Annotated in this window: 11 protein-coding genes; 4 read left to right on the top strand and 7 right to left on the bottom strand. The window is 73.3% G+C overall.

What is annotated here, in order from left to right; genetic code table 11:
• Window positions 1–367 precede the first annotated feature (367 nt).
• Window positions 368–1,225, bottom strand: a complete 858-nt coding sequence (locus tag ACFYW9_RS26145; RefSeq protein ID WP_389154906.1) for a class I SAM-dependent methyltransferase — start codon at window positions 1,223–1,225, stop codon at window positions 368–370.
• 89 nt (window positions 1,226–1,314) lie between these two features.
• Here ACFYW9_RS26145 and ACFYW9_RS26150 point away from each other — a divergent pair, with 89 nt between their 5' ends.
• The gene (locus ACFYW9_RS26150; RefSeq protein ID WP_328448899.1) at window positions 1,315–1,755 is read left to right on the top strand and encodes a helix-turn-helix domain-containing protein; all 441 of its coding nucleotides are present in this window, start codon (window positions 1,315–1,317) and stop codon (window positions 1,753–1,755) included.
• Between the two features lie 52 nt (window positions 1,756–1,807).
• Window positions 1,808–2,485, top strand: coding sequence for a PH domain-containing protein (locus ACFYW9_RS26155; protein WP_389154910.1), 678 nt, complete (start codon window positions 1,808–1,810; stop codon window positions 2,483–2,485).
• Between the two features lie 58 nt (window positions 2,486–2,543).
• Here ACFYW9_RS26155 and ACFYW9_RS26160 read toward each other — a convergent pair whose 3' ends face one another.
• The 4 genes from ACFYW9_RS26160 to ACFYW9_RS26175 all read right to left on the bottom strand — a co-directional run bounded on the left by ACFYW9_RS26160 (window position 2,544) and on the right by ACFYW9_RS26175 (window position 7,285).
• Window positions 2,544–3,764 (bottom strand): hypothetical protein, encoded by a 1,221-nt coding sequence (locus tag ACFYW9_RS26160; protein WP_389154912.1) that lies wholly within the window; start codon window positions 3,762–3,764, stop codon window positions 2,544–2,546.
• A 197-nt stretch (window positions 3,765–3,961) separates the two neighbouring features.
• Window positions 3,962–5,593 carry a phospho-sugar mutase gene (locus ACFYW9_RS26165; protein WP_389154914.1) on the bottom strand — a complete coding sequence of 544 codons (1,632 nt, stop codon included), beginning with the start codon at window positions 5,591–5,593 and terminating at the stop codon, window positions 3,962–3,964.
• An 85-nt stretch (window positions 5,594–5,678) separates the two neighbouring features.
• Window positions 5,679–6,503, bottom strand: a complete 825-nt coding sequence (locus tag ACFYW9_RS26170) for a purine-nucleoside phosphorylase (protein WP_328553785.1) — start codon at window positions 6,501–6,503, stop codon at window positions 5,679–5,681.
• A 344-nt stretch (window positions 6,504–6,847) separates the two neighbouring features.
• On the bottom strand, window positions 6,848–7,285 hold the full coding sequence (locus tag ACFYW9_RS26175; RefSeq protein ID WP_328671099.1) for a gamma-glutamylcyclotransferase: 438 nt from the start codon (window positions 7,283–7,285) through the stop codon (window positions 6,848–6,850).
• Window positions 7,286–7,392: 107 nt separating this feature from the next.
• Here ACFYW9_RS26175 and ACFYW9_RS26180 point away from each other — a divergent pair, with 107 nt between their 5' ends.
• Both ACFYW9_RS26180 and ACFYW9_RS26185 read left to right on the top strand, forming a co-directional pair.
• Window positions 7,393–8,841 carry an NAD(P)H-quinone dehydrogenase gene (locus tag ACFYW9_RS26180; protein WP_351876131.1) on the top strand — a complete coding sequence of 483 codons (1,449 nt, stop codon included), beginning with the start codon at window positions 7,393–7,395 and terminating at the stop codon, window positions 8,839–8,841.
• A gap of 167 nt (window positions 8,842–9,008) precedes the next feature.
• The gene (locus ACFYW9_RS26185; protein WP_326785860.1) at window positions 9,009–9,974 is read left to right on the top strand and encodes a DeoR/GlpR family DNA-binding transcription regulator; all 966 of its coding nucleotides are present in this window, start codon (window positions 9,009–9,011) and stop codon (window positions 9,972–9,974) included.
• 272 nt (window positions 9,975–10,246) lie between these two features.
• On the opposite strand, the gene ACFYW9_RS26190 is transcribed toward ACFYW9_RS26185, so the two are convergent.
• Together ACFYW9_RS26190 and ACFYW9_RS26195 are read right to left on the bottom strand one after the other, a co-directional pair.
• A complete protein-coding gene (locus tag ACFYW9_RS26190; RefSeq protein WP_351876135.1) occupies window positions 10,247–10,792 on the bottom strand; it encodes a TetR family transcriptional regulator in 546 nt (181 codons plus the stop codon).
• A 313-nt stretch (window positions 10,793–11,105) separates the two neighbouring features.
• Window positions 11,106–11,606, bottom strand: a 501-nt coding sequence (locus tag ACFYW9_RS26195) for a biotin/lipoyl-containing protein (protein WP_389154919.1), incomplete at its 5' end; no start/stop codon positions are given.

Below are 11,606 nucleotides of genomic sequence, written 5' to 3' on the forward strand. Positions count from 1 at the left end.
CCGCCCCCTGCCCACAGGCCTTCTCTCGCCCCCTCCGCCCCTACCCGACCCGTACCCGGGGCTCCGCCCCGGACCCCGCTCCTCAATCGCCGGAGGGGCTGAATGGTGCCCCCGCACCCGAAAGGCGGCCCGGAGGAAGGTGGCCCCCTGGGGCTCCGCCCCGGACCCCGCTCCTCAATCGCCGGAGGGGCTGGATCCTGCACCCGCAGTCGGCATCCGGCGGGAGGGGCCGTGCCGGTACATCGATGCCCGTCGCCACCGACGGTCACGCCTCACGCAACGGCGACGGGCTGATGCACCGGCACGGCCCCGACCCACCCACCGGACCGACACCCGCGAACGCCGGCGCAAGCGAACCGGGGCAGGCTTATCCGGCGTGGGCGTCGATCTGCCAGCAGGCGGCCGTGAAGCGGACCTCCGTGCCGTGGACGAACGGGTCGAACGCGGTGCGGACCGATGCGACGACCCGGGCCCGGGTCGTCTCGTCCGTCTCGCGCAGGGCGATACCGACCGGGCCGAACCGGCTGAAGTACGGGGCCAGCTCCTTCTCGGGCATGACGCACTCCGCGTCGACGGCCCGGACGCCGACCCCGGCCCACCCGCTCTCCTCCAGCAGACGGCGCACCTTGCCCGCGTCGGCCAGGGCGAACTGCCCCGGCGCGTCGGGATCCCGCGCGGGCAGGTCCGGCATGAGCGGTGCCGCGGCCCGCTCGGCCGTCGTCATGAACGGGTTCTCCGCGATGTCGCGCCAGACGACGAACCGCAGCACGGCGTTCTCCTTCGCGGCCCGCCGCAGGTTGGTGAAGGCCCGCACCGGATCCGGGAAGAACATCACCCCGAAGCGGGAGACGACCCCGTCGAAGGAGGCGGGCTCGAAGACGTGGTCCTGCGCGTCGGCGCGGACGAACGAGGCCCCCGCGCCCTCCCGCTCCGCACGGACCCGGGCCGCCTCCACCATCGGCTCCGAGATGTCGACGCCGACGCACCGCCCCCGGGGACCGAGCCGACGCGCGACGGCCACCGTCGTGCCGCCCGTACCGCAGCCGACATCGAGGACCCTGCCCCCCTGTCCCGCCGGAAACGTCTCGACGAGGAGCCTCTCCAGCGGCGCGAACAACGCGTCCACCATGTCCTGGGCCTCGACCCAGGCGTTTCCCGCCGGTCCGTTCCAGCGCGCCACCTGTTCCCTGCCCACCGTGTCGCCCGCTCCGCGCTCGGATTCCATCACGCCTCCTGTGGTCGCCCTCACGGCCGGTTGCCCTCACGGCCTGGAGATGACACCGTCCTCCTTCAAGCCGACTTGAGGTCAAGACGATGCCGGACCTGGATATCGCCGAAGTGGCACGCCGCGCCGGAGTGCCCGCTTCGACGCTGCGGTACTACGAGGAGCGGGGACTCATCGCCCCGACCGGCAGACGCGGTCTGCGCCGCCAGTACGACCCCGCCGTACTGGAACGGCTGGCGCTCATCGCGCTCGGGCGTTCCGCCGGGTTCTCGCTGGACGAGATCGCCCGGACGTTCGCGCCGGACGGACGTCCGCGCATCGACCCCCAGGCCCTCCTCGACAAGGCCGACGAACTGGACCGGACGATCCGCGAGCTCGAGGTCCTGCGCGACTCGCTGCGGCACACCGCCGCCTGTCCCGCGCCCAGCCACATGGAATGCCCGACCTTCCGCCGGATCATCGGGGCCGTCGTGTCCGGCGTGGTCACGGTGCCCGCGAGGCGGACGCCGCGAGCTCCATCGCGACCATAGTGAGACCCCGCCGAGCTCAAGCGCGCGGCACACGTCGGGCACAATCGGGACCATGACGACCCCCGACCACCAGTCACCCCTTCCGGACGCCTCGCGACCCGAGGCCAGGGACCGGATCTACCGGTCGCCCGCCGGTATCGCGGGCGGCGTCCTCCTTCTGCTCATCGTCGGCTGGCTCGGCTTCGACGCACTGGTCTCCGGACACGGCCGCACCCCGTGGCTGGCGCTCGCCGGAATGATCCTCATCGTCCCCCTGGTCACCGCCTTCACCCTGCGCCCCGCCGTCTACGCCAACGAGGACCGGCTGCGCGTCCGCAACCCGCTGCGTGTGATCGTGCTCCCCTGGAGCAAGGTCGCCTCGCTGCGCTCGCACTACTCGAACGAGGTGGTCGACACCTCGGGCACGAAGTACCAGCTGTGGGCGGTGCCCGTGTCGCTGCGCGCCCGCAAGAAGGCGGCCAGGCAGTCGGCGCAGGGCGAGGCCGGCCGTGGAGGCGTCGGCCGTCCGTCGTCGCCGGGCCGCGCGTCCGCCCTCGGCCGGGGAACGGCCACCGACACGCCGGTCCGGCCCGAGACCGACCGGATCATCGACGATCTGCGCGAGCTGGCCGAGAACCGGGCCTCCGCGGAGGGCGCGCAGGGGGAGGTCAGGGTGCGCTGGGCGTACGAGGTGATGGGCCCCGCGCTCGCCGGCCTCGTCGTCCTGGCCATCCTGCTGGCAGTGGGCTGACGCCCTGACCGGCCGCGGGTCCGTGCCGAGGACTGTCGTCCGGTCCGCGCCGACGGTTCTAGGGCGCGCTCGGCCACACCAGGACCATGTACGCGCCGCAGTACGCCGAACCGAGCACCGCGGCCGTGAGGCACAGCGTCCGGAAGCGGCGGGAGGCGCGGGCCAGGTGCAGGGCCGCGGGGAGCAGCAGCGGGAAGCCGGGGAGCAGGAAGCGGGCCCGCGGGAAGTAGACGCCCCCGCTGCCGAGGACGATCAGCAGCAGGATCCCGGTGAAGACGAGAAGGGGGAGCGGCTGGCGGTCGCCCACCGACAGCGCGTAGAGCGCCACGGCCGCCAGCAGGGTCACGGTCACCATCACCAGGAACAGCTCCGGCGAGGAGTTCTGCGCGAGGACCTCCCGCAGCCGGCGCATGGTCTCCGCGCCGCCGTCCCACTCGTTGTGCCACAGCCGCTGGACGGCGAGGTAGCCGTCCCAGCGGCCCAGCCGGTACCCCACCCAGCCGACGTACGCGAGCCAGCCGGCCGGGGCCAGGGCGGCCGCGGCGAGCGCCCGGACGGTGAAGCCCCGGCGCAGCGACAGCAGCGCGGCCACGGCCACGGCGGCGGCCACCGCGACACCGGTGGGCCGGGTCAGCCCCGCCAGCGCCGCCAGCGAGGCGGCCCACAGCAGCCGGCCGGTGAGCACCGCGTACAGCGCCCACGCGGCGAGCGCGGTGAACAGCGACTCCGTGTAACCCATCCACTGGACGAGACCCACCGGCAGGGCCGCCCACAGCACGGTCAGCAGCACACCCACGCGGCGGCCGTGCAGGTGACTGCCCACCGCGTGGACGCCCCACGCGGCGAGGAACGAGGACACGACCGCGATCGCCAGCCCGGTCGAGGCGCGCGAGCCGGGTGTCAGGACCGCGACGGCCTTGACCAGGACCGGGTAGAGCGGGAAGAAGGCCAGGTTGTTCGCGTCGAACGCGGTGCCCAGGTGGCGCGCGTACCCGTGGTCCGCGATGCCGAGGTACCAGTCCGCGTCCCACTGGGCCGCCAGGACCGGCCAGACGCCGTGATGCCGCCGGTGCGCCCAGAGCGTGAGTACGGCCAGTCCGGTGAGGCGGACGGCCGCGTAGGCGAGGAGGGCGGGGGCCGCGTGCCGCAGAGCGGCGCGGACCGCGGTGAGGAGACCGGAGGCGCCCGGCCCGCCCCGGGCGGCCGGAACGCCGGGGGCGCTCCCGCCCGGGGCGCTGTGGGGCGGGGCGGACGTCGGCCGGGAATCGGTCGAGGGCACGCGGCGGCTCCTGGGACTCGATGGTGCGCTGCCGGTAACCGTTCCTCGGTTGTCCGGCGGCGCCCGGGAGCGCTGCGTCAACTGCCTTGCGGAAATCACCCGTAAGGAGGGCGGAGGTAGGTGTCGGGGCTCAGGGCCCGTCGTTCGGATCACGGGGTGGGAGGCGGCGGACGGGCCGCCTCCCACCGGGCGTGGGCTCAGATGCCGGCCGCGGCCGACAGGTCCCGCTTGACCGCCGACAGCAGCTCGGCCGCCTTCGCGTGGGCCGCCGGGAGTTCGTCGTGGCCGCCGACGGGCACCACGACCTCCAGGTAGCACTTCAGCTTGGGCTCGGTGCCGCTCGGCCGGACGATGACCCGGGCGCCGTCCAGGGTGTAGCGCAGGCCGTCCGTGGGCGGCAGCCTGTCCGTCCCCCGGGTCAGGTCCTCGGCGTTCGTGATGGCCAGACCCGCGAGCTCCGTGGGCGGCCGCTCGCGCAGCCTGCGCATGGCGTTCGCGATGACCGAGAGGTCCTCCACCCGCACCGAGAGCTGGTCGGTGGCGTGCAGCCCGTACGCGACGGCGATGTCGTCGAGGAGGTCGAGCAGGGTCCGGCCCTGCTCCTTGAGCTCCGAGGCCAGCTCGGTGACGAGCAGGGCGGCGGTGATGCCGTCCTTGTCGCGTACGCCCTCGGGGTCGACGCAGTAGCCGAGCGCCTCCTCGTACCCGAACCGCAGCCCCTCGACCCGGGCGATCCACTTGAAGCCGGTGAGCGTCTCCTCGTACGGCAGGCCCGCGCCCTCGGCGATCCGGCCGAGCAGCGAGGAGGAGACGATCGACTCGGCGAAGACGCCGCGCGCGCCGCGCCGCACCAGGTGCTCGGCGAGCAGCGCGCCGACCTCGTCGCCGCGCAGCATGCGCCAGTCGGCGCCGGCCTTCACCGCGACGGCGCACCGGTCGGCGTCCGGGTCGTTGGCGATGATCAGGTCGGGTTCCGCCGCGCGCGCCGCCGCGAAGGCGAGGTCCATCGCGCCCGGCTCCTCCGGGTTGGGGAAGGCGACGGTCGGGAAGTCCGGGTCGGGCTCCGCCTGCTCGGCGACGAGCACCGGCTCCGGGAACCCGGCCCGCGCGAAGGCCGCGAGCAGCACGTCCTTGCCGACGCCGTGCATCGCCGTGTAGACGGTGCGCGCGGTGCGCGGCGAGCCCTCGGCGAGGACGGCGTCCGTACGGGCCAGGTAGGCCTGGAGGACACTCTCGTCGAGGGTCTCCCAGCCGGACTCGGGGCGGGGCACGTCGGCGAGCGCGCGGACCGCGTCGATCTCGGCGGCGATCTCCGCGTCGGCCGGCGGGACGATCTGCGAACCGTCGCCGAGGTAGACCTTGTAGCCGTTGTCCCGGGGCGGGTTGTGGCTGGCGGTGACCTCCACGCCCGCGACCGCGCCGAGATGCCGTATGGCGTAGGCGAGGACGGGGGTGGGCAGCGGCCGGGGCAGGACGGCGGCGCGCAGGCCCGCGCCCGTCATCACGGCCGCCGTGTCCCGGGCGAAGTCCGCGGACTTGTGGCGGGCGTCGTAGCCGATCACCACGAGTCCGCCGGTGTGCCCCTGGGCCTTGAGATACGCGGCGAGTCCGGCCGCGGCCCGGATGACCACGGAGCGGTTCATCCGCATCGGCCCCGCGCCGAGCTCACCGCGCAGACCCGCGGTGCCGAACTGGAGCGTCCCGCCGAAACGGGCGGTCAGCTCGGTGACGTCCCCCGCCTCGACGAGCTTCGCGAGTTCGTCACGGGTCTCCGCGTCGGGGTCCTCGGCCAGCCACGCCTCGGCCCGCGCGACGATGTCGTCCTGCACCTGGGGTGCACCTCTCTTCGGTCGTACGGCTTCCGTGTGCCAGGGTCGTTCCGCCCCCCGCACCGGGGGCGCGTGACCCTGTCGCCTACAGACGATCCAGCACCTGGGTCAGAAGTTCCCCCATGCGCGCGGCCGAGTCGCGGCCCGCCTGGAGGACTTCCTCGTGGTTGAGGGGCTCGCCCGTCATGCCGGCGGCGAGGTTGGTGACGAGGGAGATGCCGAGCACCTCGGCACCCGCCTCACGCGCGGCGATGGCCTCGAGGGTCGTCGACATGCCCACCAGGTCGGCGCCGATGACGCGGGCCATCCGGATCTCGGCGGGCGTCTCGTAGTGCGGACCGGGGAACTGCGCGTAGACGCCCTCCTCCAGGGAGGGGTCGACCTCCTTGCACAGCGCGCGCAGCCGCGGCGAGTACAGGTCGGTGAGGTCGACGAAGTTCGCGCCGATGATCGGCGAGGTGGCCGTCAGGTTGATGTGGTCGCTGATCAGCACGGGCTGACCGGGGCGCATGCCCTCGCGCAGTCCGCCGCAGCCGTTGGTGAGCACGATGGTCTTGCAGCCGGCGGCGACGGCGGTACGGACACCGTGCGCGACGGCGGCGACCCCGCGGCCCTCGTAGAAGTGGGTGCGGCCGAGGAAGACCAGGGCGCGCTTGTCGCCGATCCGGTACGAGCGGATCGTGCCACCGTGGCCCTCGACCGCCGGCGGCGGGAAGCCGGGCAGCTCGGTGACCGGGAACTCGGCCTCGGGGGTGCCGAGGGCGTCCACGGCGGGAGCCCAGCCCGAGCCCATCACGAGGGCGACGTCGTGGGTCTCGGCGCCCGTCAGCTCACGCAGGCGCGTGGCGGCGGCGTCGGCGGCGGCGTGGGGGTCGCCCTGGATGTCGTCCGGAAGAAGAGATGCGTTCACGCGCAAGAGCGTAGCCGGTTTGTTCCTACGCGCGTAGATGACGGTGCTCACGGTCTTGCGATCGTTGTCTTGTCGTTTCCGACAAATGGGTGAGACCGAGGACACGGCGAGGGCGCCGCGAGGGCGCGTCGTGACGGGCCGAGACGGGCGGGCGGGTGGCAGGCGCGCCGCGGAGCGGCGGGGGGGGGGGGGGGGGGGGGGGGGGGGGGGGGGGGGGGGGGGGGGGGGGGGGGGGGGGGGCCCCCCCCCCCGGGGGGGGGGGGGGGGGGGTCGGGCGGACGAAACCGCCGCGGAGCGGCCAGGATTCCGCCGCGGAGCGGCGGGGCGCGCCGGTGGAGCGGGCGTCAGCAGGGCCGCTTGCGCAGCTCCATGACGTAGTCGTGCGGTGCGCCGGCCGACTCGGCGGCGTCCGCCAGCTCGCCCAGATAACGGGCCGAGGGCAGTCCCCCCTCGTACCCGTTCAGTACGTAGACCCACGCGGCTTCCTCACCCTCCAGTGTGTGCACACGTACACGCATCCGGCGGTAGACGTCGAGGCCGACGCCCTCCCAGCGGTCCATGGAGTCCTCGTCCAGCGGTGCGACGTCGTACAGCGCCACGAAGACCTGGGACCGCGGCGCCTCGACGATCGTCGCGAGCGCTCCCTCCCAGCCCATGTGCTCGCCGCCGAAGGTCAGCCGCCAGCCGTTCAGCCAGCCCGTGGCGCGCAGCGGCGAATGCGGGGCGCGGCGCGTCATGAGCCGCGGGTCGAGATTGCCGGCGTACGCGGCGTAGAGCGACATGGGGTCGAGGGTACGGCAGCGGCACGTACGCCTCTCGCGTAACAAAGTGGCTCGGATGCGCCGTACTCGGGGCCCCTGGGCGGAAGCACCTTGAAGCGTGCGGGACAATGGAGTACGTGACTCGGATCGTGATCATCGGTGGCGGACCCGGCGGATATGAAGCGGCGCTGGTGGCCGCGCAGCTCGGCGCGGAGGTGACCGTCGTCGACTGCGACGGTCTGGGCGGGGCGTCGGTGCTCACCGACTGCGTGCCGTCGAAGACTCTCATCGCCACGGCCGAGGTGATGACGACCTTCGACTCCTCCTACGAGGAGCTGGGGATCATCGTCGCCGACGACACCCCACCCATGGAGCAGGCGGCCAAGGTGGTCGGCGTCGACCTCGGCAAGGTCAACCGCCGTGTGAAGCGCCTCGCGCTCGCCCAGTCGCACGACATCACCGCCTCGGTGACCCGCGCCGGCGCCCGGGTGCTGCGCGGCCGCGGACGGCTGGAGGGCATGCAGGCCCTGGACGGCTCCCGCAAGGTCGTCGTGAGCGCCGCGGACGGCACCGAGGAGACCCTCACCGCCGACGCCGTGCTCCTGGCCACCGGCGGGCACCCGCGCGAGCTGCCCGACGCGCAGCCCGACGGCGAGCGCATTCTGAACTGGACCCAGGTCTACGACCTCGACGAGCTGCCCGAGGAGCTCATCGTGGTGGGTTCCGGTGTCACCGGCGCCGAGTTCGCCGGCGCCTACCAGGCACTCGGCTCCCGCGTCACCCTCGTCTCCAGCCGCGACCGCGTGCTGCCGGGCGAGGACCCCGACGCCGCCGCCGTCCTGGAGGACGTCTTCCGCCGCCGCGGCATGAACGTCATGGCCCGCTCCCGCGCCGAGTCCGCCAAGCGGGTCGGCGACCGGGTCGAGGTGACGCTCTCCGACGGCCGGGTCATCAGCGGCACGCACTGCCTGATGGCCGTCGGCGCCATCCCGAACAGCAGCGGGATGGGCCTGGAGGAGGCCGGCGTCAGGGTCCGCGACTCCGGGCACATCTGGACCGACAGGGTCTCCCGCACGACCGCTCCGGGCGTCTACGCGGCCGGTGACGTGACCGGCGTCTTCGCCCTCGCGTCCGTCGCCGCCATGCAGGGCCGTATCGCCATGTACCACTTCCTCGGCGACGCGGTGGCCCCGCTGAACCTGAAGACGGTCTCCTCGAACGTCTTCACCGACCCCGAGATCGCCACCGTCGGCTACACCCAGGCGGACGTCGACGCGGGCAAGATCGACGCCCGGGTCGTGAAGCTGCCGCTGCTGCGCAACCCGCGCGCCAAGATGCAGGGCATCCGCGACGGCTTCGTCAAGATCTTCTGCCGCCCCGGCACCGGCATCGTGGTCGGCGGCGTGGTCGTCTCCCCGCGCGCCTCGGAGCTCATCCACCCCATCTCGATCGCGGTCGACAACAATCTGACGGTCGAACAGATCGCGAACGCGTTCACCGTGTACCCGTCCCTGTCCGGCTCGATCGCCGAGGTGGCACGACAGCTGCACACCCGGAAGACCTCGGGCGAGGGCTGACGCCTTTCGGTGACTCCCCGCTGGTCACGGGGAGTTGGTGACGCCGCGCAGGGAACGGGTGCCGCGAGTGGGCACGTATACCACTTAGCACCCTGCCATGCGAACAACTTCTGTTATTCGGCGCAAACTGCTGAAAGCAGACGGTCGTTGGGGTTACTGTCAGTTTCGTGTTCGCTGCAGAACGTCGCCAATTGATCCTCGAAATGGTGCGAGCGAACGGGGCCGTGTCGCTCCGTGAGCTCGCCCGCGTCGTCCAGACCTCCGAAGTGACCGTACGGCGGGACGTGCGCGCGCTGGAGGCAGAAGGACTCCTCGACCGCCGGCACGGCGGTGCGGTATTGCCGGGCGGGTTCACGCGGGAGTCCGGCTTTCCGCAGAAATCGCATCTCGCGACCGCCGAGAAGACGGCCATCGCCGATCTCGCCGCGGGTCTCGTCGAAGAAGGCGAGGCCATCGTGGTGGGGGCGGGTACCACCACGCAGGAGCTGGCCCGTCGGCTCGCGCGGGTGCCCGGTCTGACCGTCGTCACCAACTCCCTGCTGGTGGCCCAGGCGTTGGCCCATGCCAACCGCGTGGAGGTCGTGATGACCGGCGGCACCCTGCGCGGTTCCAACTACGCACTGGTCGGCTCGGGCGCGGAGCAGTCCCTCCAGGGGCTGCGCGTCTCCCGGGCGTTCCTCTCCGGGAGCGGTCTGACCGCCGAGCGCGGACTCTCCACGTCCAACATGCTCTCGGCGTCCGTGGACCGTGCTCTCGTCCAGGCGGCCGCGGAGGTCGTGGTCCTCGCCGACCACACCAAGCTCGGGACGGACACCATGTTCCAGACCGTGCCGACCGACCTCATCACCCGCCTGGTCACGGACGAGCCGCCCGCCCATGACGACCGTGCGGCCACCGAACTCCAGGCCCTGGCCGATCAGGGCGTGCAGATCGCGGTGGCCGGGTCTTCGGCGGGCGGTGCGGGAGGGGATCCGCTCCCGGCGGGGCGCCAGCCGCGTCGGGACGTACCCCTCCCGGGCCCGCGCCGCGGCCAGGTGGTCCCGGGCTCGGGACCGCAACTACGGAGCGCGACGGTGATGGGGGACCAGCCCCCGGCCGAAAGAGCACGGGTGGCCGATCTCCGACGCCGCTGAGCGGTGTCGGCGGGACGGTGACGCCGGGGGCCGAAATCCTCGGCGGACAGCCGGACAGCCGGACAGCCGGACAGCCGGACAGCCGGACAGGTCGGCTGACGAGGTCGGGCTGTGGGCCGCGGGACAGGTCGGCTGACGACGCCGGGCTGCGGGCCGCGGGCCGGATCGGCTCACGGAGCCGGGCGGCGGGCCGGGTCGGCCGGAGCCATCGGGCGGCCGGGCGGCCGGGTGGCCGGGTGTGCTCACGGTCTCGGGCCGCGAGCCGGGCCGGCTCATGGTTTCAGGCCGCGCAGCGTCAGGCTCAGCAGACGGTCGGCCAGCGCGGGGTCGTCCGCGGTTTCCTCCGCCGCCAGCGCGATCGCGTTGGTCAGCTGGAGGAGGTCACCGATCGAGACGTCGGGGCGTACGGCCCCCGACTCCTGGGCGCGCAGCAGCAGGGCGCCGCCCGCCTCACGCATCGGGCCACTGCACCGGGCGAGGTGTGAACCCTCGTCCCGCGAGGCCGACATGAGGGCGCGTGCGAGCCCTCGGTACTCACCCGCGTGCGCGATGATCTCGCGCAGCCACTCCACCAGGGCGGTGCACGGCTGCGGGGCGTCGAGCAACTCCCGCGAGCGGGCCAGCAGATCGTTCACGGCGTCCTCGAAGACCGCGCTCATCAACGCGTGCCGATTCGGGAAGTGCCGGTACAGCGTGCCGATTCCGACGCCCGCGCGCCGGGCCACGTCCTCCAGGGACGTGTCCGTGCCGCGCTCGGCGAACGCGGAGCGCGCCTCGGCGAGCAGCCGCCCGTAGTTGCGCCGGGCGTCCGCCCGCATCACGCGCGGCGCTCCTTGACTCGTGGCGGGTCCGGACGTACCGGCCCGCTCCCTCGCGGTCGCGCCCACCATGGCTTCCACCTGCCCTCTCCCGCCGCCCGGCTGCGCTCCAGAATGCCACCGGCGGCTCCCGGACGGACATCCACGGCTCCGCGCCGGACGGCTCGAAGCATCATGGACGGTTGCGCGGACGGGGGCCCGAGCGCCGCCGTGGACGGGGTTCGCCCCACACGGTGAAGCGCCCGGCGGGCCGCAGATGCGGTCCGCCGGGCGCTTCGGACGCGATGACGGGCGCGTCACCCGTTCGTGCTGCTCAGTCCTTGATCTCGCAGATGGGGGCGCCGGAGGTGACGGAGGCGCCGACCTCGGCGCTCAGGCCCTTGACGGTGCCGGAGCGGTGCGCGTTCAGGGGCTGTTCCATCTTCATGGCCTCCAGGACGACGATCAGGTCGCCCTCCTTGACCTCCTGGCCCTCCTCGACGGCCACCTTGACGATGGTGCCCTGCATCGGGGAGGCGAGGGTGTCGCCGGAGGCGGCCGGGCCGGACTTCTTGGCGGCCCGGCGCTTGGGCTTGGCGCCCGCGGCCAGACCGGTGCGGGCCAGCGACATGCCCAGCGAGACGGGCAGCGAGACCTCCAGGCGCTTGCCGCCGACCTCGACGACCACCGTCTCGCGGCCGGGCTCGTCGTCGCTCTCGGTGTCGGCCGGGGCGGTGAACGGCTTGATCTCGTTGACGAACTCGGTCTCGATCCACCGGGTGTGGACGGTGAACGCGTCGGTGGAGCCGGTCAGCTCGGGGGCGAACGCCGGGTC

This window comes from Streptomyces sp. NPDC002698, from assembly GCF_042888945.1.
Taxonomy (GTDB): domain Bacteria; phylum Actinomycetota; class Actinomycetes; order Streptomycetales; family Streptomycetaceae; genus Streptomyces.